The 25,061-nt window shown below is 67.3% G+C and carries 20 protein-coding genes; 15 read left to right on the top strand and 5 right to left on the bottom strand.

The annotated features are described in order from the left end of the window. The first annotated feature begins 47 nt into the window (after positions 1 to 47). Entirely contained in the window at positions 48 to 344 is a 297-nt protein-coding gene (locus tag AB1L88_RS05025; protein WP_367095533.1) for a hypothetical protein, read from the top strand. 28 nt (positions 345 to 372) lie between these two features. Here AB1L88_RS05025 and AB1L88_RS05020 read toward each other — a convergent pair whose 3' ends face one another. The 3 genes from AB1L88_RS05020 to mnmG all read right to left on the bottom strand — a co-directional run bounded on the left by AB1L88_RS05020 (position 373) and on the right by mnmG (position 5,045). Further along, entirely contained in the window at positions 373 to 2,022 is a 1,650-nt protein-coding gene (locus AB1L88_RS05020) for an ATP-binding protein (RefSeq protein ID WP_367095532.1), read from the bottom strand. Positions 2,023 to 2,162: 140 nt separating this feature from the next. Continuing rightward, entirely contained in the window at positions 2,163 to 2,744 is a 582-nt protein-coding gene (locus AB1L88_RS05015; RefSeq protein ID WP_367095531.1) for a response regulator, read from the bottom strand. A gap of 363 nt (positions 2,745 to 3,107) precedes the next feature. Next, positions 3,108 to 5,045, bottom strand: a complete 1,938-nt coding sequence (gene mnmG / locus AB1L88_RS05010) for a tRNA uridine-5-carboxymethylaminomethyl(34) synthesis enzyme MnmG (RefSeq protein ID WP_367095530.1) — start codon at positions 5,043 to 5,045, stop codon at positions 3,108 to 3,110. Between the two features lie 1,473 nt (positions 5,046 to 6,518). Here mnmG and AB1L88_RS05005 point away from each other — a divergent pair. The 4 genes from AB1L88_RS05005 to tpx all read left to right on the top strand — a co-directional run bounded on the left by AB1L88_RS05005 (position 6,519) and on the right by tpx (position 9,421). Further along, complete coding sequence (locus AB1L88_RS05005; RefSeq protein WP_367095529.1) at positions 6,519 to 6,809, top strand: hypothetical protein; 291 nt, start codon at positions 6,519 to 6,521, stop codon at positions 6,807 to 6,809. Between the two features lie 125 nt (positions 6,810 to 6,934). Beyond that, positions 6,935 to 7,828, top strand: a complete 894-nt coding sequence (gene folD / locus AB1L88_RS05000) for a bifunctional methylenetetrahydrofolate dehydrogenase/methenyltetrahydrofolate cyclohydrolase FolD (RefSeq protein WP_367095528.1) — start codon at positions 6,935 to 6,937, stop codon at positions 7,826 to 7,828. A gap of 152 nt (positions 7,829 to 7,980) precedes the next feature. After that, positions 7,981 to 8,811, top strand: a complete 831-nt coding sequence (locus AB1L88_RS04995; protein WP_367095527.1) for a sugar phosphate isomerase/epimerase family protein — start codon at positions 7,981 to 7,983, stop codon at positions 8,809 to 8,811. A 70-nt stretch (positions 8,812 to 8,881) separates the two neighbouring features. Beyond that, entirely contained in the window at positions 8,882 to 9,421 is a 540-nt protein-coding gene (gene tpx / locus AB1L88_RS04990; RefSeq protein WP_367095628.1) for a thiol peroxidase, read from the top strand. Between the two features lie 78 nt (positions 9,422 to 9,499). Here tpx and AB1L88_RS04985 read toward each other — a convergent pair whose 3' ends face one another. Then, positions 9,500 to 10,207: a hypothetical protein gene (locus AB1L88_RS04985; protein ID WP_367095526.1), complete on the bottom strand. Its 708-nt coding sequence runs from the start codon at positions 10,205 to 10,207 to the stop codon at positions 9,500 to 9,502. A gap of 233 nt (positions 10,208 to 10,440) precedes the next feature. On the opposite strand from AB1L88_RS04985, the gene AB1L88_RS04980 reads away from it, so the two are divergent. The 3 genes from AB1L88_RS04980 to AB1L88_RS04970 all read left to right on the top strand — a co-directional run bounded on the left by AB1L88_RS04980 (position 10,441) and on the right by AB1L88_RS04970 (position 13,307). Beyond that, the gene (locus AB1L88_RS04980; protein WP_367095525.1) at positions 10,441 to 11,718 is read left to right on the top strand and encodes a hypothetical protein; all 1,278 of its coding nucleotides are present in this window, start codon (positions 10,441 to 10,443) and stop codon (positions 11,716 to 11,718) included. 53 nt (positions 11,719 to 11,771) lie between these two features. Next, positions 11,772 to 12,494: a nucleotide exchange factor GrpE gene (gene grpE / locus AB1L88_RS04975; protein ID WP_367095524.1), complete on the top strand. Its 723-nt coding sequence runs from the start codon at positions 11,772 to 11,774 to the stop codon at positions 12,492 to 12,494. A 147-nt stretch (positions 12,495 to 12,641) separates the two neighbouring features. Then, entirely contained in the window at positions 12,642 to 13,307 is a 666-nt protein-coding gene (locus tag AB1L88_RS04970; RefSeq protein ID WP_367095523.1) for a protocatechuate 3,4-dioxygenase, read from the top strand. A gap of 149 nt (positions 13,308 to 13,456) precedes the next feature. Here the strand turns inward: AB1L88_RS04970 and AB1L88_RS04965 are convergent, their stop codons facing one another. Next, a complete protein-coding gene (locus AB1L88_RS04965; protein ID WP_367095522.1) occupies positions 13,457 to 14,614 on the bottom strand; it encodes a type I restriction endonuclease in 1,158 nt (385 codons plus the stop codon). A gap of 289 nt (positions 14,615 to 14,903) precedes the next feature. Here AB1L88_RS04965 and AB1L88_RS04960 point away from each other — a divergent pair, with 289 nt between their 5' ends. The 7 genes from AB1L88_RS04960 (at position 14,904) to AB1L88_RS04930 (ending at position 25,058) form a co-directional block, all read left to right on the top strand. Beyond that, complete coding sequence (locus AB1L88_RS04960; protein ID WP_367095521.1) at positions 14,904 to 16,568, top strand: Hsp70 family protein; 1,665 nt, start codon at positions 14,904 to 14,906, stop codon at positions 16,566 to 16,568. Positions 16,569 to 16,629: 61 nt separating this feature from the next. Further along, the gene (locus tag AB1L88_RS04955) at positions 16,630 to 17,295 is read left to right on the top strand and encodes a hypothetical protein (RefSeq protein WP_367095520.1); all 666 of its coding nucleotides are present in this window, start codon (positions 16,630 to 16,632) and stop codon (positions 17,293 to 17,295) included. 64 nt (positions 17,296 to 17,359) lie between these two features. Beyond that, on the top strand, positions 17,360 to 19,474 hold the full coding sequence (locus AB1L88_RS04950) for an Hsp70 family protein (RefSeq protein ID WP_367095519.1): 2,115 nt from the start codon (positions 17,360 to 17,362) through the stop codon (positions 19,472 to 19,474). A 7-nt stretch (positions 19,475 to 19,481) separates the two neighbouring features. Continuing rightward, positions 19,482 to 20,402, top strand: coding sequence for an FHA domain-containing protein (locus AB1L88_RS04945; RefSeq protein ID WP_367095518.1), 921 nt, complete (start codon positions 19,482 to 19,484; stop codon positions 20,400 to 20,402). Positions 20,403 to 20,467: 65 nt separating this feature from the next. Next, positions 20,468 to 21,988: an FHA domain-containing protein gene (locus tag AB1L88_RS04940; RefSeq protein ID WP_367095517.1), complete on the top strand. Its 1,521-nt coding sequence runs from the start codon at positions 20,468 to 20,470 to the stop codon at positions 21,986 to 21,988. Next, a complete protein-coding gene (locus AB1L88_RS04935) occupies positions 21,985 to 24,147 on the top strand; it encodes a VWA domain-containing protein (RefSeq protein WP_367095516.1) in 2,163 nt (720 codons plus the stop codon). Before AB1L88_RS04940 ends, AB1L88_RS04935 begins: the two co-directional genes overlap by 4 nt. After that, entirely contained in the window at positions 24,144 to 25,058 is a 915-nt protein-coding gene (locus AB1L88_RS04930; RefSeq protein ID WP_367095515.1) for a hypothetical protein, read from the top strand. The genes AB1L88_RS04935 and AB1L88_RS04930 overlap by 4 nt, the downstream gene beginning before the upstream one ends. Positions 25,059 to 25,061: the final 3 nt, after the last annotated feature.

The raw sequence follows: 25,061 nt of genomic DNA, 5'->3' as shown, positions 1-25,061 counted from the left end.
AGTTGCCGTTCTGGCAGGCCCCCTGATCCCTTCGAGAGATTCCGACGATGAAACGAGGCCCGAACCGGCACCGCGCCAAGTTCGAACGGCTCCGCCGTCATCTCGATGTCTGCCTTCACCCCGAGAAACCGCGGCGTCTCCGGACGCGATCGGCGCGGTACGCGGCGGCGTTGGCCGAGCAGCTGGGCCTGATCGCCCGGCCGAAGGTCTGTAGCTGGTGCCGGAGGCGTCAGCGGCTCCAGCGGCATCACTGGAGCTACGAGGAACCGTTGAACGTGACCTTCCTCTGCTCCGACTGCCACGAGATCGCCGATCAGATGGTCCTGGGGGCCCGAATCGCCTGAGCCGGCTCGGTCGTCGAGCCGGCCGGGCTCAGCTCGCGTCCCGAAGCCTCTGACGACGGTGCGAGGGCTGTTCTGCCCGTTGGTCGGTTCCGATCGGTAAGGCCATCCGGATCAGGGTCCCCCCGTCGGCCGTCTCGACCCAGGACAGCGAACCGCCGACCTGCTGGAGGAAGCGGGCGACCCGAGGGAGGCCGAGCCCGAGCCCTCGCCCCGCCTGTCGGCCGCAGTAGAACGGGTCGAGCAGGTGGGCCGAGCGTTCCTCGTCCAGCCCGATCCCCTGGTCCTCGATGGTCCAGACGACCGACTGGCGATCGCCGAGCGACTGCACGAGGATCTGCCCGCCCTCGGGGGTGGCCTCCAGGGCGTTGCGGATCAAGGCCTCGGCCACATGGCGGAGCGCCTCGGGATCGGTCGAGACCGTCGGCCCGGGTTCCGGTGTCCGGCAGGACAGGAGGACCTTCCGATGGCTCGCCTCGGCGGAGAGGTCCTCGACGACGCCCCGAAGCACCTGATCCGGGACGCAGGGAATCGCCCTCGGGGCCGGTGGCCGAGCGATGTAGATCAGGTCTCTGAGGATCTGGTGGGCCCGCCTCGCCTGGGCGATGATCGTCTGGAGCGCGGCCCGGTGTTCGGGATCGTCGGTCCGGGCCTGGAGCAACTGGGCCCGCCCGGCGATGATCGCCAGCGGGTTGTTCAGCTCGTGGGCGGCCCCGGCGGCGAACTCGGCCATCGCGTCGAGGGTGGAGGGCGTCGGGCCCGCCATCGGCTCGGGCGGGGGCTGCCCGCAGCCGGCCATCACCGCCTGGAAGCGTTCGGAGAGCTGGGCCAGCTCGGCCTCGAGCTGGTCGGCCCGGAGGCGCTGCGTGAACGACTCGCGGAGCGAGTCGAGGGGGGGGATCGGGGCCTCGGGCGGGCAGAGTCCTCCCGAACACTGCGCCTGGACGGCCGCGACGAGCCATCGCCGCTGGAGGTCGGTGGGAGCAGGTTCGGGTCGAGGGCCGGGGAGTGCCCAGGGGGTCCGCATCGCCCAGGATCGGCCGAGCCGGACCCAACGGAGGAGGACCGGGTCGTGCGACGCCTCGGCGGGGACCTCGGACCCCAGGCCGGCGAACAGGACGGCGTCGCTCAGCTCGGGGGGGCACCCCCATCGGGTCGCGAGGTGGAAGCCGAAGCCGGCGGCGTGCCGGCCGAACCAGCGGACCTCGAGCCGAGCCCGGTCCGCGTCAGACTCGGTCGCCATCCATTCCGAGAGCTGATCGGGAGCCGCCGCCGCGAGGGCCCAGAGGGCCAGCGGGTGCAGCAACGCGGCGCGGGCCACGGCCTCCGGGTCGGGATCGCCCCCCTCGGCCGCCAGGCGGTGCGCCGCCCGGGACGAGGCGACGCAGAACCGCCAGAGTCGGTCGCGAGCCTCCGAGCCGCGGCCGTCGGCCTCGGCCCACCACGACCAGCCCGGTCGACCTGCCGGCCCGGCGCCTGGGCCGGAGGTCGCTTCCCAGAGGGCAACGCCGGGATCGATCGCCCGATTTGAGATGGACGGGTGCTGATGTGTTCGGGTTGGGTGCTGGGGGCGGACGAGGTGCGCCAGCGAGGACGGGCGGATGGGCAGGCCATCGAGCCGGTCCCAGCGGCTCCGCGAGGGGCAGAGCGGCGGATCAGAGGTCGGTCGAAACCCTTGCACCCGGTCGGGCTCCTTCCCGAAAGGGCCGGGGGAAGGGGTCCCGGCCCGGCGGACTGGTCGCCGCGTCGTGCGGCGGTTGGGAGAGCGTAGGACGTTTGGCGATTCCGGTCAAGCGGAGCCGCGTCGGGTCGGTCCGGCGGTCACGATTCCCGGGTCGCCTCGATGTCGAGCAGCTTGCAGATGCGTCGAATCAGTTCATCGACGTCGAGCGGCTTGGACATGAAGTCGTCGGCCCCCGACTCGTGCAGTTCGCCGATCTTGTCTTCCTCGATCATGCCCGAGATGCAGAAAATCTTGATGTCCGACATCGATGGGTCGCGGCGGACCAGCTCGCAGACGGCCTTGCCGTTGATGTCCGGGAGCATGATGTCGAGGACCATCAGGTCGGGGTGATACTCCTTGGCCATCATCCCCGCGCCGAAGCCGTTGTCGACGTCCTTGACCTCGAAGCGGCCGTCGGCGAGCAGGGCATCCTTGATGATCTGGACGACCTCGGGCTCGTCGTCGACCACCAGGATCCGCCGACGGCCGCTCTCCAGGGCGTCGGTCGGGATGTTGTTTTCCTTCATGAAGCGGTAGAGGGCGTCGCGCGGGATCCGACGAAACCGAGACCCGGGCACGCGGAAGCCCTTGAGCTGGCCGGAGTCGAAGCAGCGGATGATCGTCTGCTGACTCACCTTGCAGATCTTCGCTGCCTCACCGGTGGTGAAAACGGTCTTCATCGTCGGGATCGCCCCCTTGACACGAGCCCCAGGCTATTATCCGGCTCGACCTCGCGGGCCGGACCTCCCGTCCGGTTCGCGAGAGCCACCTCGCCGGGCGCCCTCGACTCCTCCCTGATCACGGACTCGCCCGCAACAACGACGCCGAAACCTCGGCCCCGAGATTCGATCCCCCGACCCGATTGGCGGCGACGGGTTCAGCCCCGCGGGGCCTGTTGATCCCGCAAAGCTGGTCAAAACTCTCGATATTGCCGAATTTACCGACATCGCCAATTATAAGATAGGTTCTGGTCCTGTCAACCCAGAGAAGACAACGTGACAAGGAGGGTTCGAAGGTCCCCGGCCGACCCTGGGGACAAGGGACTATGGGAGGGGCACGCGCTCGTCGCGGGTCGGGGATTCGGCGGCGGAGGACCCGTCGACGGGGGCCGGGGTGGCCGGGGGTCGGGGGAGGCTGCCGCCGTCCGACGGGCCTCGGCGCTTCAGGAAGACGATGAGCGTCGAGAGGTCCGCGGGGTTCAGGCCGCTGATCCGGGCGGCCTGGCCGACCGACCGCGGCCGGACCCGGCGGAGCTTCTCCCTCGCCTCGTTCCGAAGCTGGGGGATCCGGTCGTAGTCGAAATCGCTGGGAATGGCCTTGTCTTCGAGGCGGCGGACCTTCTCGATCTCCAGCGCTTGCCGGGCGATGTAGCCGCCGTACTTGGCCTCGATCGTCGCCTGCTCGACCGCCCCGGTGCCGTCGCCGTCGAATTCGGAGAGGGTAGGGTGGAGTGCCTTCAGGTCGTCCCACGAGACCTCGGTGCGGCGGAGGATCTGCTCCAGCGACACCGCATCGACGCGGACCGAGCGGAGCTGGTCGCGCAGGGCTTCGATCCGGTCGCGGCGGCGGACGAAGCGGGACCAGCGGTCGTCGTCGACCAGGCCGAGGCGGCGGCCGAGGTCGGTGAGGCGGAGGTCGGCGTTGTCGTGGCGGAGGAGGAGGCGGTACTCGGCGCGGCTCGTGAACATCCGGTACGGCTCGTCGACCCCCTTGGTCACGAGGTCGTCGATCAGGACCCCGATGTACGCCTGGGTGCGGTCGAGGACCATCGGCTCGTCTCCGGTGCTGGCGAGGGCGGCGTTGATGCCGGCGACGATCCCCTGGGCGGCGGCCTCCTCGTAGCCGGTCGTGCCGTTGATCTGCCCGGCGAAGTAGAGGCCGGGCACGAGTTTGGTTTCGAGGGTCGGCTGGAGCTGAGTCGGGGGGGCGAAGTCATATTCGACGGCGTAGCCGAACCGCATGATCTCGGCCCGTTCCAGGCCGCGGATCCGAGGGATGATCGCCTCCTGGACGTCCCTCGGGAGGCTCGTGGAGATGCCGTTGCAGTAGTATTCGAGGGTCTGCCTCCCTTCGGGTTCGAGGAAGATCTGGTGCTGCTCGCGGTCGGCGAAGCGTACGACCTTGTCCTCGATCGAGGGGCAATAGCGGGGGCCGGTGCTCTGGATCTGCCCGGAGTACATGGGGGCCCGGTCCAGGTTCTCGCGGATGAGGTCGTGGACGGTCGGGTTGGTGTAGGTGAGGTGGCAGTCGAGCTGCGGCTGCTCGATCCGGTCGGTGAGGAAGGAGAAAGGGACCGGCTCGGGGTCGCCCGGCTGGGGTTCGAGGGCGGCGAAGTCGATGGTGCGCCCGTTCAGACGGGGAGGGGTGCCGGTCTTGAAGCGCTGCAGCTCGAAGCCGAGCTCGCGGAGGTTCCCCGAGAGCCCCTCGGCGGAAACGTCGCCGGCCCGGCCGCCGGCGGTCTGCTGCTCGCCGGTGTGCATGAGCGCCTTGAGGAAGGTCCCGGTCGTCACGACGACGGCGCGGCCCCGGTAGATGGCTCCCCCTCGGACCCGGACCCCGACCGCGCGGCCGGACTCGACGACGATCCCCTCGACCATCTCCTGCCGGAGGGTCAGGCCCGCTTGCCGCTCGACCATCAGCTTGGCGAGCACCTGATAGGCCTTCTTGTCGCACTGAGCGCGGGGGCTGTGCATGGCAGGCCCCTTGCCGCGATTGAGGAGCCGGAACTGGATTCCGGCGGCGTCGGTCAGAAGTCCCATGGCCCCGCCGAGGGCATCGACCTCGCGCGCGATCTGCCCCTTGGCGACCCCGCCGATGGCCGGGTTGCAGCTCATCTGGCCGACGCCGTCGGCATTGAGCGTCAGCAGGACCGTCCGCCTGCCCATGCGGGCCGAGGCGAGGGCGGCCTCGAGGCCGGCGTGGCCGGCGCCGATGACGACGACGTCGTAACGATAAGGGTCGGGACGATCGAGGTCAGACATTGAAGTGGCGGGGACTCGTAGGAGGAGAGCGTCGAGAGGTCGTCACACGTCCGGGGGAGGATCTTGAGTTCGGCGGCCCGTTGGGGCCGGCCAGCATGCTTATCTTACCAGGAGCTGCCCGATCGATTTTCGCGAATCGGGCCATCGGAGGCAATTCGATGGGACTTTGCCCGGGTGCCGGTGTGCGCCCCGGGTGCGCCGGACGGTGCGCCCGCGGTGCGCCTCGATGGAGGGGGACCGATTGGGCGTAAAGGCTTGTTGTGAATGATGCTGGGGCGAATCAGGCCGATTCGTTTCGGGAATCCTGTCCGGCGGCAATCGTCAGGGCGTGTGCGGGGTCGATCGGGCGGAGGGCCTGCCGAGGAGGGAGATCGAGACACGCAAGCGACTGCTCGCGACGAGGTGAACGACGCGGAGGGTGCGCCGCCGGATGCGCCCGAGATGCGCCGCTTGATGCGCACAATTTGCGTCGCATGGAATTCCCAAACTGTCTGCAAGAGTAGGGTTTGTGGTGAATCGGCTCGATCCGTTTCGTGAACGGGGAGGGTACCCGCAGGTCGCTGGAGCCGCGATCCTGCGCGGAGGGGGGACGACGCGCGAGGGTGGACTCCGCGACGGCAAACCATGTCCCTCGGGAGGAGCAGGCGGTTGGATGCGAGGCGGGTCGGGTGCGCCAATCGGTGCGCCCCGGGTGCGCCGGACGGTGCGCCGGTTGAACGCGGCGCGGGACCCCCTGAGTCGTTTCGTGAGAGGGCTTTCTCGAACCCGGGTCCGCTTCGCTTCGTGTATCGCGGTCCTGAATGCGACGGAGCCAGGACTGCAACAGGCGAGAGGGGGCGGGAGCGTGGTGCCGGTCTGGGTACGGTCGATCGGCAGAGCACGGATGCGACGGGAGATGCACCGGTCGGTGCGCGACCCGGTGCGCCGGTCGGTGCGCCGATGGGGAGATCGGTGAGATGTCGTAAGTGGTTCGTTGGGAGGAATTTCAGGTGGCGCATCGTAATTCGTTTCGTCAAATCAGGTGGCGGTCCTGCGGCTTGGTTGACGGGTGATCTGGGCCGAGGAGGGGCGGTACAGGTGACGGGGAACGGGTTCGGGGATGGTCATTGGCCGGGAGAATCCCATCGTGCAGTCGCTGCAGGGGGATCGAGCGCATTGTCGTGGGCGCCGGACGGCCACCCGTCACCCCGGGCGCCTCGCTTCGGGCGCGGAGCGGGGGCTGGATGCGGTCGGTCGGAGTCTGCGGGGACGGGCCGCTTCATCGGGTGCGGGGGGAAGTCGAGGGAAACGGGTCCTCTCTTATCATCGTGGAGAGGAGGGGCGAAATTCAGGAAAGGTTGGGCAATTCTCCGGAGAATCGGCGAGGGGTCGCCGGGGCGCGGAGGGGGGGATATACTCGGCCGTGGCGTGAGGGAGGAGGGTTCGGGCGGACGTCGGGCCTTGCTCGCTCCGGGATGGGGCGGCGGAGGGGGAATGCGATCCGAAGGGCTTCGCTTCGAGATCCTCGTCAATGGCGAGAGGCGTTGCGTGGTCGGCTCGGTCGGACCAGGCACCCTGGCGGCAGACGTTCTTCGTTGGCAGTCCCGAACGAGCGAGGAACCGACCGAGGTGGCGGATCTGATCGTCCATGCCAGTCGGACCGCGGACGGTCGATCGGTGCGGTGGCTGCAAGAGGAACTCGGCCCGGGCGATGAGGTGACGATTCGGGTGCTGGGGCCGGGGGAGTGCGACGAGCCGTCGCACTCGGAGCCTCTGGACGATTGACCGCCTCGAGACGTCGGACGTAGCCCATCGGGGGCCTTCGAAGACCATCACCTGGACGAACATGAGGAAACTTCACCCTGGCGGGCCGGCCCGCGGGACAGGGTGATGGGATGGGAGTGAGAGCGGTGTCGGCGCAGATCCTCGACGGCAAAGAGACGGCCCGGGTGATCCGAGGGGAACTTCGGGACCGGGTGGCGGTGCTCAGGGAGCAGCACGGGAAGGTGCCGGGCCTGACGGCGGTGCTGGTCGGGGACGATCCGGCCAGCGCGATCTACGTGAGGAACAAGGAGAAGGCGGCCCGGGAGGTCGGGATCGAGGGGACGGTGCTGCGGCTCCCGGCCTCGACGGGCGAGGCGGAGCTGCTGGGGGTGGTCGATCGCCTGAACGACGACCCGGCGGTGGATGGCATCCTGGTGCAGTTGCCCCTGCCCCGGCAGATCGACCCGGATCGGGTGATCGACCGGGTGAGCCCGGGCAAGGACGTGGACGGCTTCCACCCGGAGAACGTCGGCCTGCTGGCGATCGGTCGGCCGAGGTTCGCGTCGTGCACGCCGCTCGGGGTGGTCGAGCTGCTGCGTCGGCAAGGGGTCGAGACGAAGGGGAAGCGGGCGGTGGTGCTGGGGCGGTCGAACATCGTGGGCAAGCCGATGGCACTGCTCTTGCTTCAAAAAGGGGCGTTCGGCGACGCGACGGTGACGGTCTGCCACTCGGCGAGCCGGGAGATCCCGGAGATCGTGCGGGAGGCGGACGTCGTGATCGCGGCGGTCGGCCGGCCCGAGATGGTCCGGGGCGACTGGATCAAAGCGGGGGCGGTGGTGGTGGACGTGGGCATCCACCGCAAAGAGGACGGGAGCCTGTGCGGGGACGTGGTGTTTGACGAGGCGGCCGAGGTGGCCTCGTGGATCACGCCGGTCCCGGGGGGGGTTGGGCCGATGACCATCGCCATGCTGCTGGCCAATACGGTGGCCTCGGCCGAGGAATCGGCGAGAATGGGGCGATTCTCGGACTCCGCCGGGTAATCGCCTCGCCCAGGGTCGGAAGAGGGAGACGGCGGGGGGCAGGGCGGGACCGTCGTCGGGGTGGAATCCAATTCACAGGGACTTGCAGTCGTGACTGATCGGTCGATCGGCGCGAAGCGATCGGGAACCCTTTCTCAGGACAGGACCAGGCGATGATTCGATTCGGGATTTGCAACGAGTTGTTCGAGGGGTGGGATCTCGCCCGGACCTGCGCGGTGGTCAAGGAACTGGGGTACGACGGGATCGAGCTGGCCCCGTTCACCCTGGCGCCGCTGGTGACGATGCTGGGGAAGGACCGCCGGGCCGAGATCAAGCAGACGATCGAGGAGAGCGGCCTGGAGACGATCGGCCTGCACTGGCTTCTGGCGAAGACGGACGGGTATCACCTGACGAGCCCCGACCCGACGGTCCGGTTCAACACGATCGACTACCTGAAGGCGCTGATCGAGGCGACGAGAGAGATGGGCGGGTCGGTGATGGTCTTCGGCTCGCCGAAGCAGCGGGACATCGCCATGGACCTGTCCCGCGAGGACGGCGAGCGGTTCGCGGTCGAGGTGCTCCAGACGGTGACCGGCGACCTTGAAGCGCACGGGGTCGAGCTGTGCATGGAGCCGCTGACGAGCGAGGAGACGAACTTCCTGACGAGCATCGCCGAGACGCGGGCCTTGATCGAGCGGGTCGGGCATCCGAACGTGACGCTGCACCTGGACGTGAAGGCGATGTCGAGCGACCCGGGGGGGACGGTCCCCGACCTGATCCGGCGGCATGCGCCGTATGCCGGCCATTTCCACGCCAACGACCCGAACCTGAGGGGGCCGGGCATGGGGAACACCGACTTCGGGCCGATTATGAAGGCGCTGGTGGACTCGGGATACGACCGCTGGGTGTCGGTCGAGGTCTTCGACTTCGCCCCGGGGGCCGAGGAGACGGCGAGGCAGAGCCTTGATTGCCTGCGGCGCACCCTGGCGGGCGCGCAGGCTTGAGGAGACGATGATCATTCGCGATCGTCATGGATATGGGGTCTGAGCAGGTCATTCAACAGCGAGGGACATGATGGCAGGAACGCGCAGCGGCGAAGTGACGATGAAGGGGAACCCGGTCGAACTGGTCGGGCCTCGGCTGAACGTGGGGGATTCGGCCCCGGAGTTCTCGTGCGTGACGAAGGGTGATTCGGGCCTTGCAGTGGTGACGTTGAAGGACACGGGCGGCAAGGCGAGGCTGTTCAGCGTCGTGCCGTCGCTGGACACCCCGGTCTGCAGCACGCAGACGAGAACCCTGTCGAAGACCTTGAACGAGCTGGGCGACAAGGTCGCCGCGTACACGATCAGCACGGACCTGCCGTTCGCCATGGCCCGCTTCTGCGACGAGGCGAAGGTCGGCAACATGACGAATCTGTCCGACCTGCACAACCAGAGCTTCGGCGAGCACTATGGCGTCTTGATGGCGGGGGTGCCGGTCCCCTTGCTCGCCAGGGCGTTGTTCGTGGTCGACCCGAACGGGACGATCACGCACGTCGAATACGTGAAGGAAGTGGCGAGCGAGCCCGACTATGCCCCGGCGATCGAGGCGTTGAAGAAGGCGGCAGGCGCCTGATTCGAGCCGGATGAACCGACGAGCGGCCGTCGATGCGATCGGGCGATCGGGTCGACGGCCGCTCGCGCGAAGGGCACATCAGCGAGGACCCGGCGTGCCTGCGCCGGGGGCCTCGGCCGTCGGGGGTGAGGGATCGTCTGCCGCCCCGGGGACCGAGTCGGGGTCGGAGAAGTAGGAGGCGTCGGAGCGATTGCCGCAGGGGTCGGGATGGCCTTTGGGCCAGGTCAGGAAGCGGGTCTGGGTTCGATGGATCTCGAGGTGAACCCGGCTATTGGGGGCGCAGAGCAGGGCCGAGTCGGGGTCGAGCTTGCGATAGACGAGCGCGCGACCGTCGGCGTCGCCGCGATGGGGGAGTGTGGCTCCGGAGCGTTGCAGGGCGTCGTCGAAGAAGACGGGCATGCGGCCCCGCGCCTCGTAGTCGTCGATGATGATCCGGGCGACGAGCATCAGGTGGGACCGCTGCCGGGCGGCGGCGGCGGCCTCGGACTCGAAGGCCATGCTCGCCAGCACGCCCATGGAGAGGGCCGGGGCGAGGACGAAGAGGGCGACGGCGCGGCCGGTCGATCGGGCGTCGGGGAGCCTGCGGAGCAGGGGGAGCCAGCAGATCAGGGCGACGGTGAGCATGAACGCCGAGACGAAGAAGAGCATGCCCAGCACGAGCTGATCGGAGACCCGATAGCTGCCGTCGAACCGGATCGAGGCACCCGCGGCGGCCAACGCGGCGCTCAGGGTGACCCAGGCGGCGAGGGGGAAGCGACGTGACATCAGGACCGAAGGGCGATTCAAGGGCCCGGCTCGGATCGGATCCAACGATGGGGCGGATTGAATTCGATCTTAGTCGGCCCGGGCGGCGATGAACAGTCGATCTCGGGTCGGGGCCGATCGGTGCCGGGGTCGGCCTGCACCGTTGAACCGCCCGGGCGATTGAGCGACGATGGATTGATTGATCGCCCCGCCCCGGCGAGGGAGGCGGACGGACCTCGATCGGGATCCTTCGACCTGTCAATCCGAGTCTGCCGATGCCGCTGGACCTGTTGACGCGACTCGACCCGCTTCGGCGCATCCAGTGCCCGTTCTGCTTCGAGCGGTTCGCGGCCTTCGAGCTGCACATCAAGTGCGACAGCCCGGTCTGCGAGACGGACTTCGGCCGGCAGGTCGAGGACCCGATCCTGACGCGCACCTTCTTCGGATCGCATGCGGATTCGATGGTGCGAAGCCCGTGGTGGGTCGACCCGAGGCAGGACCCGAGGCGAGGGTTCCGACGCCGGTGGGACTGGATGATCCTGCCCGGATCGCTCGACTGCCCGCAATGCGGGGGGAAGGCCGATTGCCGGTTGTGCCCGAGGTGTCATCAGCGGATGCCCGAGGCGGCGATCGCCAGGAGGCCGGGGCACCTGACGATCTTCGGGCCGCAATCGGTGGGCAAGACGACGTTCATGACGGTCGTCTTGCACGAGCTGAATCAGCACGTCGGCCCCGAGCGCGGGCTGCTGCTGGAGCCGATCGACGAGGAGGTCCGCCGCCGCTACCGGCAGGAATATCAGGACGTGACGTATGGGTCGGCGATGGAAGGGATCGGGGTGGGGCAGTGGGGGGAAGTGACCCGCCAGGCCCACATGCCAACGCCCCCGCTGGAGATGAACCGGAGGGTCTTGCAGCCGTTGGTGTATCGGGTCAAGCGGCGGGGCAAGGGGGGGGCGGAGCCGTTACTGTCGTTCTCGGACATGGCGGGCGAGGACTGGGAGATGAATTTCTCCGTCCTGAGGCGCGAGGCCGGGCACCTGATCCAGCGGGCCAAGGGGCTTCTCCTGTTGATCGACCCGATGCGGCTGCCGCAGGTGGCGTCGGACCCCCGCATCCGGTTGACGCCGAAGGAGGCGATCGCGCCGCCGGCCGATTACCGGGAGGATCTCTCGAAGCTCGCCGGTTTCTTCGATCGGACGCCGGTGCGGGTGCCGCTGGCCATCTGCCTGAACAAGCTCGACCGCTGGGGGCCGTTGATGGCCCCCGGGACCGCCCTGCACGAGGTCGCGGCGTCGGTGCCGGGGAAGAACGTCGAACAACTGAGCGATCAACTGATTCACGACGAGGTCCAGGCTGCCATGAGGCGCTGGGATCAGGTGTCGTTCCTGGAGCATCTGGGCATCGACTTCCCGAGGCATCGGTTCTTCGCCTGCTCGGCGCTGGGGGACGCGGCCGGGGCGGAGGAGGACGCGGCCCAGCCGCTGCCGACCCCCTTGCTGGTCGAGCGTCCGCTGCTCTGGTTGCTCCGGCAGCAAGGCCTGATTCGATCGTGAACTTCGCGGGGTCGAGGCCGGATTTCTTCCTTTCAATTGGGATTGAGCTGATCATGAGCGACCCGTCTCATCGCGACGATTCCGAGGTCCTCGCCGATCCGCAGGAGACGCCAGCCGCGGCCGATGAGCCGGAAGGGGTGGAGGTTTCCTTGATCCTGGCGGCCTCGGCCTATCAGGTGGTGGACACCTGGGAGCAACCACCGGTCGAGGCGGAGGCCGTCTCGGGGAGAGGGGACGCGGGGCCGCCGGCCGTCGACCCGATGGCCCCGGTGCTCGATGCCATTGCCCATCTCGGCGGGCGCCTCGAAAAGCTCCAGGCGGTGGTGGACCGGGAGTCACGGGCGGAGTCGAGTCGGGAGAAGGTGGTGGACCGGCTCCATGCGGAGTTGCAAGACTACAAGAACGACCTGCTGTTGAAGATCACCAGGCCCATCTTCATCGACCTGATTCAGTTGCACGACGACCTGGGGAAGATGGCCGAGGCGCTGGCGGAGGCCGCCGCGATTCAGGTGCTCCGAGACGTGCAGCAAGGCCTGGAGGACGTCCTCTACCGCCAGGGGGTCGAGCCGTTCCGGACCGACGAGCAGACGTTCGATCCGCGTCGGCAACGGGCCGTCTCGACCGTGGCGACCGACGACCCGGGGCGGGCGAAGCGGATCGCCGCCCGGCTGCGGCCGGGGTTTGTCCTGGACGAGAAGGTGATCCGGCCCGAGCTGGTGTCCGTCTTCGCCCTGAACCGATCGGCGGGATCGGCGGGGGATCCTCCCCCGTCCTGAGGCGGGGTCCCGGGGCGAGGACGACGGTCGATGAGCCGATCGGCCGCGATTTGTCGCTCATTCTCCGGAAGGACCTTTCGTTTTTTCCCTGTTTCGTCCGCTCCCCGAGAGTCGGGGGGCGGATGACGGCGCACGAGGAGCAATGGCATGGGACTCGGGGAGCATCGCGGTGTCAATCGGCGGCAGATGATTGGCGGGTTGTCGTTCGGCGCGGCCATGTTCATGGTCCGGGGGGCCTTCGCGGAGGAGCTGGTCCGCACGCCCCCTCAGACCGAAGGGCCGTTCTATCCGAACCAGCTCCCGCTGGACACGGACAACGACTTGTTGATCATCAACGACGAGATCACGCCGGCCGTCGGCGAGGTCACGCATTTGTCGGGGCGGATCCTCGACGCGTCGGGGTCGCCCGTGCGCAACGCCCTGGTGGAGATCTGGCAGGTCGACCACCACGGTGCCTACCTGCACACGGGCAGCGCGAACCGCAGCGATCGGGACGCGAATTTCCAGGGCTTCGGACGCTTCCTGACCGGCTCGGACGGCTCGTACTACTTCCGGACGATCAAGCCCGTGCCGTATCCCGGCCGGACGCCCCACATCCACTTCAAGATCTGGAAGGGCCGCGAGGCGCTGCTCACCACCCAGTGCTACATCGACGGGCACCCGGGGAACGACGAGGACGGCATCCTGCGACGGATGACCGACCCGGACGATCGCAAGGCGGTGCTCGTCGACTTCAAGCCGATCGAAGCCTCCCGCATCGGGGAGCTGGAGGCGCGGTTCGACGTGGTGCTGGGGATGACCCCGGAGGGCTGATTCGTTCGCCGTGAACTCAGCGGTTGATCGCTGGAGAGAGGAATGAAGCGAGTTTGACTCATCCGATTTCGGGTTGGTCGACCACCTCATTCCTCTCTCTTCTTCGAGCTTTGGAAATGCCGTAAAAAAATCTTGAGTTTTGCGGTGACTCAAATTTGGCTTAGTTCGGTTTTTGGTAAGGATTCGAGGCTCTCACCATTTTGAGGTGCGAGATCTTCCGACTTCGGTTTTTGTTGTTGGTTGGTGTAGTAGATGATCGTGTCAACAAGTCTGGATTCATATTTAAACAGGTCTGTTGGTGCCTCAATCGGAATCTTCTCCTCGTTTCTCTGGGCATCGAACAGCCCTACATATTTCTGAGAATAATTGAATCGAAGTCGGCAGATCGGTTTGCGATTATTGTCGTCGAGGAGGATTCCGCAGTAACTTTTCGTGTCACGGATCACGATTCGCCGAGGGTTAACGTGCTTCGAGAGAATCGCTCGGACGATGTGATACCCCTCGGTTTCCTCCTCGGTGGTGACGATTTCCTCTTCATTCTCTTGGCAATCGTCGGTGCGGGAGTCGGATGTGATTGAGGAGGAGACCGGACTGACTCCGTCGAGTGCTGTCTGGATTCGCTGCTGGACCATCTCTTTTATGAAGTCGCGAAAGGCGTCTCCAACGAGTTGGGAAAATTGTTGTTTGACATTCGTTGTGATGGGGCCGTTGTAGACTTGCTTGGTGAAGAGCCTCACAAACTCGTCTGAAGGCGAGTTCATCTCGTTTGCGAGCAGGCCTCGGATTTGCTTCTTGTATTTCAACTCACTTGCATTGCACAAAATGTTGTTCAAATCAAAAGCTTGCTTTGAAAATTTCTTGATTTCTTCGACGATCTTTCCGTCGAGGCTCAACATGGAAAATTCGAAGAATGGATGCGAATCCATTTTGTTTGGCGCTTCGATGTCGGTGTAGAACTGGTACTCGATACCGTCTGTCAGCACGGCGAAACGCGCGTCAGTGGTGGTGAAGTACCTGAAGAGTTGCGAAGCGTGATTTAGGCTTAATTTAGATCCGACTGACTTGCATTCGATTAGAATAGCTGGCTTTCCATCTCGCATGATCACATAGTCGACTTTTTCACCCTTCTTTGTGCCTACATCGGCGATAAACTCGGGCACGACCTCAGTGGGATCGAAGACGTTGTATCCGAGAGCGTTGATTAGGGGGAGCACCAAGGCATTTTTCGTCGCTTCCTCAGTTGCCAGATGAACACGATGTGCGGGAATTCGAGCGGCGATTTGTGAGAGATGATCAATAAGGTCCATCGTCTAACCCTAGTGTAAATGGAAGGTTGCGCGAAATAATATCTGCCCCATCCGGAGATTTTCTCACATGGGTTCAGTCCGATCAAGCACCATCTCCATGAACGCTGGACGGTGTGGATTGATGGCGACAACCTTTCTACAAGGTAGTTTTGAACAGCACTACTGCGATGGACTCGGAGATGCACTAAAATAGGAGACTCGACGGGGCGAATACTTTAAGAAGAATTTCGATCGATCCATCCGAAACTCTAGTAAGCCTCCAATTTTCTTGCTAACAAGGACTTGCGCCGTGAGCGAGCCGATGAAGCGGGTCTACGGCATCGACCTGGGGACGACCTATTCGGCGATAGCCTACGTCGATGAGCACGGGAAGCCCGTGATCGTGCCGAACCAGGAGAGCGAGCGGATCACGCCGTCGGTGGTCCTGTTCGACGGCGATGCGATCATCGTGGGGAACACGGCGAAGGAGTCGGCGAAGGTCGAGCCGGATCGGGTGGTCAGCCGGGTCAAGCAGCACATGGGCGACCCGCATTACGTCTTCGAGTACGAGGGGCAGGCCTACAGCCCCGAGGACATCAGCTCGTTCATCCTGCGCAAGGTGGTGGGCGACGCCGAGGTCGCGCTCGGCCTGGGGGACGACGAGAAGATCACCGACGTCGTCATCACCTGCCCGGCCTATTTCGGCACCGCCGAGCGCGAGGCGACGGCCAACGCCGGGACGCTGGCGGGCCTGAACGTCCGGGCCGTGCTGAACGAGCCGACGGCCGCGGCGATCGCCTACGGCCTGGAGCAGGAACGCGACCAGGTGGTCCTGGTGTACGACCTCGGCGGCGGCACGTTCGACGTGACGATGATCGAGATCAAGGATCGCCTGATCCGGGTGATTTGCACCGGGGGCGATCACCGCCTCGGCGGCACCCTCTGGGACGAGGCGATCGTGATGTCCCTCGCCGATCAGTTCCGGGAGCAGACCGGCGTGGACAGCGACCCGATGGACGATTCGGAGGTCCTGAACGATCTCTTCCTCCAGGCCGAGCGGGGCAAGAAGACGCTCACCCAGCGCGAGAAGGCGCCCTTCCGCGTGACCCACGCCGGGCAGTCGGCCCGGGTCGAGCTCGACCGGGCGGCGTTCGAGGAGATCACCCGGCACCTGATGGACCGGACGCTGGAACTGACCCGCGAGATGCTGGCCGACGCCAAGGCGAAGGGGTTCGAGTCGTTCGACTCGCTCATCCTCGTGGGCGGGGCCACCCGGATGCCTCAGGTGCACGATCGCCTGGTCGCCGAGTTCGGGATCGAGCCGATCAGTTTCGACCCGGACGAGGCGGTCGCCAAGGGGGCCGCGCTGTACGGCTTCAAGGAGTCGATTCAGCAACAGGTCGTCAATTATCTGCCGGGTACGGGGAGTGAGTCGGGGGCGTTCGACCCCTCGGCCGTCAGCGAGCAGGAGATGCAGGAGGCGCTCGACAAGATCGAGCAGGAGACGGGATTCACCCTGACCGGCCCCGTCCGGGAGCTGGTGAGCACGCAGATCGTCAACGTGCTGTCCAAGAGCCTCGGGGTGATCGCCCGGAACGACGAGGGGCAGGATGTGGTCGTCTATCTCCTGCCGCGCAATGGCGAGGTGCCGATGGAGAAGACCCAGGACTTCGGCACCGACCAGGCCAATCAGGCGGGGGTCGACATCCGGGTGATGGCCGGCGAGCGCGACAGCCCCGAGCCGGAAGACTGCCAGGAAGTCGGGGTCGCGCAGTTGCACCTGCCCGACAACCTCCCGGCGAAGAGCCCGATCCGGGTGACCTTCGGCATCACGCGCGACGGCCGGCTGACCGTGACGGCCAAGGACCTGACCGGCGGCGGGTCGATCGACGTCGAGTTCGAGACCGAGGCCGTGATGAGCGCCGAGGAGGTCGAGCAACGGTCGACCGCGCTTCGGTTGATGCAGGTCTCGTGACCCGATGCGCGTGTGACGGGCCCGGGCCGGAGCGATCGCCCCGACGGAGAGTGACCCGCCGATGAGCACCACGTTCGAGTTCGTCTGCCCCTCGTGCGCGGCCCCGGGCAAGGCCCGGAGCGACTGGGCCGGGCGATCGGTCCGTTGCAAGCACTGCAAGGCTGTTTTTGTCTTGCCGGAGCCGGGCGAGGCCGCGGCGAATGCCTACGACCTGGCCGAGCTGCCCGAGCGGGGGCCGGCCCCCGTGGTGCTGGCGAATCGGGCCGAACACGGCGGGTCGACCTTCACCCCGTCGTATCGCGAAGGCTCGCTCGAGCACGTCCCGGTCGATCGGTATCGGCCCAAGCCGCGGAAGCCGAAGACCTCTCGGGAGGAGATCCGGGATTGGAGCGGCGACGGTCGGGTGAAGCTGCTCGTCGGGATCCTGGTCGTCGGCCTGGTGCTGGCGGTGGCCACGTTCGTCATCCCGGGGTTCAGGGGTTGGGGGGGGATGGCCCTGATCGGGATGGGGCTGCTCCTGACGGCGATTGGCTACTTCGTGGGGGCGTACGCGGCCTTCCGCGAGGACATGCTGCATGGCATGTTGTATCTGTTCATCCCGATTTATACGGGCTATTACCTGGTGACGCGATTCGACGACCTCTGGCCGTTCTTCGCGGGATCGACGATCGGCTTCGTGATGTTCGCCCTGGGCATGAAAGCGTTGGAAGTCCAGGGAGCCTTCTGAGCGTGGTGACGCCTCGGCCCGTGCACGACAGCGGCTCCCCGGTCGATTGCGGAGTGGTGACGACATGAGCGCCTTCGTCGGGATCGACCTGGGGACGACCAATTCCGTCGTCGCGAGACGCAACGCCTACGGCCGTCCGGAAGTCATCCCGAATCGAGACGGCGCGACCATCACCCCCTCGGTCCTCTACTTCGGCACCGATCCGCCGAGCATCGGGCAGGAGGCGAGGGAGTATGCCCGGCTGGGCGACGACCAGATCGCCAGCTTCTTCAAGCCGCAGATGGGCAATCCCCTGTTCTCCCTGCGCTTCGGGGACCGCAATTACGACGCGACGGAATTGTCGGCCCTGGTCCTGGCCCGGCTGAAAGAGGACGCGGAAGCGGCCATCGGCGAACCGGTGACCCGGGCGGTCATCACGGTCCCCGCCTATTTCGCCGATGCGCAGCGGAAGGCGACGATCGACGCCGGCACCCGGGCCGGCCTGGAGGTGATGGGGATCATCAACGAGCCGACCGCCGCGGCCCTGGCGTATGGCCTGCAGCGGAGCGGGGTCGAGGAGACGGTCTTGATCTACGACCTCGGCGGCGGGACCTTCGACGTGACGGTGGCCGCGATCACGCCCGAGGAAATCGTCGTCCGGTCGACGGCGGGGGACCACGACCTCGGCGGCAAGAACTGGGACGATCGCATCGCCACGTTCCTGGCCGAGCGGTTCGAGGCCGAGACCGGGTTCGACCCGCTGGATGACCCGATCGCGCTGAACGAGGTCCTGGTGCGGAGCGAGCAGGCGAAGTGGCAGCTCTCGGAGCGGTCGGCCACGCGGGTCACCCTGCAACTGGGGGCCGAGCGGCGGAGCTTCGAGCTGACCCGAGACGAATTCGAGGGGATGACCTTCCCCTTGATGGACCGGACGAGGGCCCTGACGGAGGAGGCGATCCGGGCGGCCGGCCTGCGCTGGGCCGACCTGTCGGGGGTCTTGCTGGTCGGTGGATCCACCCGGATGCCGATGGTCCGGGCGTTCGTGAGCGAGATGAGCGGCCAGGCTCCCCGGGCGGGCGTCAATGTCGACGAGGTTGTGGCGCTGGGTGCGGTCATCCAGGCGGCCATCCTGGCGGGAGAGGATCACCCGGAAGACGCTCGCCCGCGCTTCACGCTGGGGGGGGCCAGGGCCGCGCCGGCCCCGTCCTTCACGCTGCCCGGGGCGAAACGGATCAGGGACGTGATGTCGCACAGCCTGGGGACGGTCGCCATCAGCCCCGACGGGTCGCGCTATGTCAATGATCAGGTGATCCCGCGCAATCGGCCGATCCCGGCGGGCGAGACCCGATCGTACCGCCTGGCCACGCACGGCGGCGCGAACGATCGGATGGAGGTCTACCTGACGCAGGGGGAGAGCCCCGACCCCCTCGACTGCACGATCCTGGGAAAATATGTGTTCACGGGCATCCAGGCGACGGACGCCGAGGTGGATGTGGATGTCTCCCTCTCCTACGATCGCGACGGCGTGGTGCAGGTGTCCGGGGAGCAGCGCGACACGAGGCACGCCCTGGCCGTCGCGGTGGAGCCGGTCCCCGATGACCTGTCGTGGCTGGGCAGGCCGCCCGAGTCGAGGGCGGTGGAGGGGGACGCGGGGCCGATCCGCATCTTCCTGCTGATCGACGTGTCGTCGAGCATGGCGGGAGAGCCGCTCGTCGAGGCGCAGGAGGCGGCGAGGGCCTTCCTCGACCGCTGCGACTTCACCCAGACCGAGGTCGGCCTGATCTCGTTCTCGGACCAGGTCGACCTGCAGGCCGACGCGACCGACAACGCGCGGCGGGTGCTGGCCGCGATCAATCGCCTGGTGGCCGAGGGGACGACCAACCTGACCGATGCCATCGAGCTGGCCCATGCCCACCTGACCGAGCTGGATCGGACCCGATACCTCGTGCTCCTGACCGACGGCTACCCGGACGCCCCGGAATCGGCCGTCGAGCGGGCCGACCTCGCCAAGCAGGACGGGGTCGAGATCGTCGCCATCGGCACGGGCGACGCGGACCTCGACTACCTTCGGCGGCTGGCCAGCACCGAGGAGGGGTCGATCTTCGCGCGACGGGGTGAGCTGGTGCAGGCGTTCGGACATATTGCCCGGGTGATTGCCGAGGGGGGGCGTTCCCTCCGTTTGATGGAACGAGACGGATGACCCATCGATGCCTCATGTCGAGTCGGTAGAGCCCCGATCGTTCGCCCGGGCCGTGCGCAGCAACGCCCGTCAGGTCTATGCGATGGCCGTGGCCGGCGCGCTCGGCGCGGTGGTGGGCCTGTATTGCTATGTGGAATTGGTCCGTCCGTTCGACGCGGTCCGGCAGGCGGATCGGCTCTGGTGGATCCGGGACCTCCTGGCGGGGGCGACGCTGGGGGGGACGATCGGCTTCTTCCTCAACGCGGTGGACCCGATCCGGGACGGGGCGTTGCTGAAGCTGGCCCGGGCGGCCACCTGGGGGGCGATCGCCGGGGCGATGGGGGGGATGCTCGGCCTGATGCTCGGCGAGATGGCGCTGGGGGGGCTGCGCGGGGGGCCGTTCGGTCGGGCCGTCGCGTGGGCGATCCTCGGGCTGGGGATCGGGCTGAGCCAGGGGATCGCCGCGCGATCGAGGCAGCGGCTGGTGTATGGCCTGATCGGTGGCGGGCTGGGGGGCCTGGTGGGCGGGTTCCTGTTCGAAGTCCTGCGTGAACAACTCGGGAACCGTTACGACCTGAGCCAGGGGCTGGGCGTGGCGATCCTGGGGGCGGGGCTGGGGGTGTTCCTGGCCCTGGTGGAACAGGTGCTGAGGCGGTCGTGGGTGATGGTCCTGAACGGCCGGCAGGAGGGGCGTTCGTACCTGCTGGGGACGGCGCTGGCGCGGGTCGGACTGGATGAACGGGCGGAGATCGGATTGTTCGGCGACGCGTCGATCGGTCGCCGTCATGCCGAGATCGAGCGGACGGCGGGGGGGCATCTGCTCCGGAACCTGGACCCGGAGGGCAGGACTCGCCTGAACGGTCGAGCCGTGGGGGGCGAGGTCCGCCTGAGCGACGGCGACCGGATCGAGCTGGGCCGCACGTCCCTGCTCTACCGGAGCCGGGGGTGACGGCGATCGGGGAGTGGGCCTGTATTTCTACAAAGACGTCCTGGTGAGTGCGAGTCGAGCTGCTGATGAATGCTTCGCCCGAGTCGGTGACCTGGTTGCTGGAGGTGGTGCGCGGTCGCGAGGTCGGGCGGCGTTACCCGGTGCGCCCGGGGAGGGTGGTGCTCGGGAATGCCCCGGGGGGGGCGGGGGGGATCGACCTGTCGGAGCAGGAGGTCAACTCGCTTCGGAAGATGGCGGCGCGGCATGCGGCCCTGGAGGTGACGCCAACCGGCGTCGTGCTCGTCGATCTGGAGAGTCCCGGGGGGGTGTTTCTCAATCGTCGTCGAGTGCTCCCCGGCAAGGCTGAGCCGCTGGACGAGGGGGACGTGATCCAACTGGGAGGGCTCCAGTTGCGGATGGTTCGTCATGCGTTTAAGCCTGATGCTCGGGCATCAAACCCGCCCCCGGGGGCCGAACCCGCGGGGATCGGGGCTGCGGCGGGTCGAGAGAAGCCGTCCCCGGTTCGAGGCTCGGTGGCGCCGGCTCGGCCCTCGACCGGGGGGGTGGCTCCCCTGGCGTTCCCGCTGAAGGGGGGGGCGGTCTGCCGGGGCTGGGATGACTTCATCACGGTCTCGGCACAACGATGGGAGGCGATGCGGGACGAGCTGACCTCTGGCCGGCTGGCGTCGTACCTCATCTCGGCCGGCCGGGGCGACCTGGCTCCCAGGGCCGATGCCCCCGGGTCGCCCGATGATCGGCTGGATGCCTGGCTCGGTGCGATCCCGACCTCGAAGCCGAGTCATCCCGAGCTGGAGGTCCACCCCCGGACGTTGCGCGTGAAGGCCCGGCCGGGGGCCACGACCCGGCAGACCTTCCGGGTGTCCAACGTCGGGTATCGACTGCTTCGCTCTCGGGTGCGCGTGGAGCCGGAGGGGGTCACGTGGTTGCGCGTGGCTTCTGAGCATCTGCGCGAGTTTACCACGATTGATGAGACGGAGGTGGTGTGCACGGTCGTGACGCCCGATCCCTTTCCGGGTCGGCTGAACGCAACGGTCGTGGTGGAGAGCAACGGAGGGGGCGCTCGGGTTGCGGTGGTGGTGGAGGCGCCGACCCCGCACCGGGAAGACCCCGAGGGCCCGGCCGGCGGTCCGGGGCAGGGGAGTGAGGCATTTGATTCGCTTTGGGAGAAGGCGAGCGGATGGCTGGAGGCGAGGGGAAGGCGATCGAGGATTCTGGGAGGTGCGGCGGTTGCCTTGCTGGTGCGGCTGGCGATCGGGGCGGCGAGCGGGTTCTCCCCTGTCGCGTTGCTCCCTGGGCCTGCGGCGGTGCTCGCCGTCCTGGGGGGGATCGTCGGCGGGATCGGCTGCTTCCGGCGGGGGGGAGTATGGGAATCGCCGTCGGGGGTATTTGCGGGGGGATTTGCTGGCGTGCTGATTGCTGCGATTCTGGTTGCATGCTGTCAGGCGACCGAGCCGCTCGTTGCGGCGATCCTCCCCGAACGCCTGAGCGTTGTCGTGCTGATCTGGGGAGTGTTCGGGGCGATGCTGGGTGCCGGGTCCCTGACGGTTGTTCCGGAGAGGCGTCGGGGCCAGGGGGGGGCATCATGATCGCGCTTCGAGCGGCGGCGCCGGTGGTGACGGCGTCGCTGAGACTGACACTGAGCCTGGTCCTGACGTTGACGCTGGGCGGAGTGTCGTTCGGTGCGAGGGCTCAGCAGGGCGGGCTTGATCCGAGGATTGATCGGGCGGCTGCGCTCGGCGTGGAGTATCTCAGGCGGGAGCAATCGCGGGCGGGGCACTGGGATTATCGGTTGGCCCACGACCACCGGCTCGGGATGACGGCGCTGTGCGGCCTGGCCATGATGGAGAATGGGGTGACGCCCGACGACGAGGCGATTGCGCGGGCCGCGGAGGTGGTGCGGGAGCTGGCGCTCTCGTCGGATCAGACGTATGACCTGGCGTTGGCGATCCTGTTCCTCTCGCGATTGCAGGGGACGAATCGGGGAGAGCTGGATGCCTTGATCCAACGGCTCGCGAGGCGGTTGGAAGGAGGCCACACCGAGGGCTTCTGGTCGTACCGCGTTCCGCTGGGGACGGCGTATGAGACGGGGGCGGGCTCGGGAGGGGGGACGAGGCCGCCGGGCAATCCACGGGGATTTCTCGGGGGGGCGGGCGACCTGTCGAACACGCAGTTCGCGTTGCTCGGGATCTGGACGGGGGGGCGGCACGCGTACAATTCGGACGCGGCGCTGGAGTCGCTCGACGGCCACTTGCGATCGACGGTCAATCCGGACGGGGGCTGGGGGTATCGGCCGGGGATCGCCAGCGCCCCGGCGATGACCTGCGCGGGCCTGATGGGGCTCGCGATCTCGGCGTCTCGGCCCTCGCTCGCCGAACGATTGACGGCATCGGCGCGCGGGGATGCCTTGATCGCTGATCCGGTCTTCGCACGGGCGCTCGAGAAGGTCGCGGCCGATGCGCGGTTCATCGGGCCGGGGACGGATGTCTATTACCTGTGGTCGCTGGAGCGGGTGTGCGTCGCGCTGGGGTTGAGCCGCCTGGACGGCCTGGACTGGTATGAGCTGGGGGCAGAGTCGCTGTTGAACCGTCAGCTGCCCAATGGCGGCTGGCCGCCGGGGAGCTGGCAATCGCTGCCTGAGACCTGCCTCGCGCTCCTCTTCCTCAGGAAGTCGAACCTGGCGTTCGAGCTGGATCGGGTCTTGCGGCTGCCGGGAGCGGGCCGGGAGGAGGACGAGGGGGAGGAGGACGAGGTCGCCATCGTGCAGGCCGAAGAAACGACCGGAGACGACGAGATCCGGGTGGTGGTCCGCCAGGTGGACGAGTCGGGATTTCCGGAGATCACGCTGGATTTCGAGGTCAATCGGCCCGATGGATCGGCGCTCGTCGATGCCGGTCAGGAGGACTTCCGCGTGACGGAATACGATCAGCCGGTCGAGATCCTTCGATTCGAGGCGCCGACTTCGCGCGAGGTGGTGGAGACGACCGTCGTGCTGGTGGTCGATCAGAGCCGAAGCATGGAGGAGGAGAATCGGATCGGGGCCCTGAAGGAGGCGGTGCGGACGTTCCTCGGCGTGATGCCGATCGGGTCGCGGGTGGCGGTGATCGCATTCAGCGACGAGATTCGGGTGATCTGCCCGTTCACGACGGACGTGAGACGGGTCCAGGCATCGGTGGATGAGCTGCAACCGATCGGAGGGACGCGGTACTATGACGCCGTGGTCGAGGCGCTGGACTTGATCGCAACGCAATCGGGCCGCAGGGCCGTGCTGGCCATGACCGACGGCGAGGACACGTTCAGCCGGGAGGCCGATCTGGAGTCGACCATCCTGGCGGCGCGCAGGGTGGGGCTGCCGGTCCATACGCTCGGGCTGGGGAGCGAGGAGGAGATCGCCAGCAGCGATCTGCGACGCCTGGCCGCGGAGTCGAGGGGCCAGTACCTGCCGGCGAGGAACGCCGACCAGCTCCGGGCCATCTACGAGGAACTGGCGGAACGACTCGGGCAATTGTATCGATTGGTTTACCGGACGGATCGCCCTTTGCCCGACGGGACGCTCCGCCCGGTGGCGGTCTATTACCGATCGGCCACCGTGGGGGCGCAGGCGGAGGTGTTCATCCGAGGGATGGTGGTCCCGGCGTCGGGATGGCCGCGGCTGTTCCTGGTGCTGGTCGTGTTGCTGGTCGGCCTGGCATTGCTGCCGGGATGGTTGCGTCACCGATCGCTCGCCCGGCTGAGAGGGGATCGATGACGCCGCCGCCTATCCGCTATCCTCTCCCGACGCTCGTGGTGCTGGTCGCGCTCGGCCTTTTGGCGTGGCGGGGCAGGGACTGGGTCGCCTCGGTCAGTGAGCCGGTCTGGGCGGGGATCGATCGATTGCGGTCGGGGCCGCCGTTCCCGGAATCGACCGAGCCGATGCGGCGCGAGGGGGCGATCGCTCGCAAGGTGCTCGTCCTGCGCGAAGGGGTGAGCGTGACCGATGTGCCTGGGGGGGCGGTCGTCGAGTCGATTCGCCGCCGAATCTTCGCCGACGTGTATGACGTCTGGCCGCTGGGCGGCACGCCGACGCATTATCGCATCGGCAACCGCCAGCCAATCGGCTGGGTCGAGGCCGACGCGGTGCTCCCCTGGGACACGCGACTCGTGGTGCGTCCGGTGGGATCGGAAATCAGGTTGCGGACCGACCCGGCCGACGAGCGAGGATCGAGCCTCTCGCTCGACGGGACGCCGCTGCCGATCGTGGAATGGGGGTCGGACGCGGTGAGGGTCGCGGTCTGGGACCGGGCCGAGCCGTGGGGCGCGGTCGATCGGTGGGGGTGGGTTCGACTTGGGGAACTGCCGCCGGATGCGATCGGCGTGCTGTTGACGCGCTCTGAGTTGCTTGAACTTTTGCGGATCGCGATCGAACCGGAACGCGCCGGTGCCCCCCCGCCTCGCGTGCTGGCGATGCTCGGGATGGTGGACTCGGGGGCCAGTCTCACCGCCGAGCAGGCCGAGGGGTTCCGCAGGACGCTGCCCGATTCGATGGTGCGGATTCGGGGATTGGCCGATGGAGGATCGGTGGAGCAGCTCGGGCGGATCAACGATTTCTGGAGTCCCGACGTGATGTGGTCCGGGATCGCCTATCAGGCGATCCCCCTGTCGTCAATTCCGGGAGAATGAAGG

Origin of the sequence: Tautonia sp. JC769 (genome assembly GCF_040717455.1) — a bacterium.
Taxonomy (GTDB): Bacteria; Planctomycetota; Planctomycetia; order Isosphaerales; family Isosphaeraceae; genus Tautonia.
This window is presented reverse-complemented; position numbering and strand designations above follow the sequence as displayed.

What these genes read in the sequence shown, in the direction of transcription:
- AB1L88_RS05025 (WP_367095533.1), top strand. Translation starts at nt 48, where the DNA reads ATGAAACGAGGCCCGAACCGGCACCGCGCCAAGTTCGAACGGCTCCGC.
- AB1L88_RS04945 (WP_367095518.1), top strand. Translation starts at nt 19,482, where the DNA reads ATGCCTCATGTCGAGTCGGTAGAGCCCCGATCGTTCGCCCGGGCCGTG.
- mnmG (WP_367095530.1), bottom strand. Translation starts at nt 5,045, where the DNA reads ATGTCTGACCTCGATCGTCCCGACCCTTATCGTTACGACGTCGTCGTC.
- AB1L88_RS04950 (WP_367095519.1), top strand. Translation starts at nt 17,360, where the DNA reads ATGAGCGCCTTCGTCGGGATCGACCTGGGGACGACCAATTCCGTCGTC.
- AB1L88_RS04955 (WP_367095520.1), top strand. Translation starts at nt 16,630, where the DNA reads ATGAGCACCACGTTCGAGTTCGTCTGCCCCTCGTGCGCGGCCCCGGGC.
- AB1L88_RS04970 (WP_367095523.1), top strand. Translation starts at nt 12,642, where the DNA reads ATGGGACTCGGGGAGCATCGCGGTGTCAATCGGCGGCAGATGATTGGC.
- AB1L88_RS04995 (WP_367095527.1), top strand. Translation starts at nt 7,981, where the DNA reads ATGATTCGATTCGGGATTTGCAACGAGTTGTTCGAGGGGTGGGATCTC.
- AB1L88_RS04965 (WP_367095522.1), bottom strand. Translation starts at nt 14,614, where the DNA reads ATGGACCTTATTGATCATCTCTCACAAATCGCCGCTCGAATTCCCGCA.
- AB1L88_RS04980 (WP_367095525.1), top strand. Translation starts at nt 10,441, where the DNA reads ATGCCGCTGGACCTGTTGACGCGACTCGACCCGCTTCGGCGCATCCAG.
- tpx (WP_367095628.1), top strand. Translation starts at nt 8,882, where the DNA reads ATGGCAGGAACGCGCAGCGGCGAAGTGACGATGAAGGGGAACCCGGTC.
- grpE (WP_367095524.1), top strand. Translation starts at nt 11,772, where the DNA reads ATGAGCGACCCGTCTCATCGCGACGATTCCGAGGTCCTCGCCGATCCG.
- AB1L88_RS04930 (WP_367095515.1), top strand. Translation starts at nt 24,144, where the DNA reads ATGACGCCGCCGCCTATCCGCTATCCTCTCCCGACGCTCGTGGTGCTG.
- AB1L88_RS05005 (WP_367095529.1), top strand. Translation starts at nt 6,519, where the DNA reads ATGCGATCCGAAGGGCTTCGCTTCGAGATCCTCGTCAATGGCGAGAGG.
- AB1L88_RS04940 (WP_367095517.1), top strand. Translation starts at nt 20,468, where the DNA reads ATGAATGCTTCGCCCGAGTCGGTGACCTGGTTGCTGGAGGTGGTGCGC.
- AB1L88_RS04935 (WP_367095516.1), top strand. Translation starts at nt 21,985, where the DNA reads ATGATCGCGCTTCGAGCGGCGGCGCCGGTGGTGACGGCGTCGCTGAGA.
- AB1L88_RS05015 (WP_367095531.1), bottom strand. Translation starts at nt 2,744, where the DNA reads ATGAAGACCGTTTTCACCACCGGTGAGGCAGCGAAGATCTGCAAGGTG.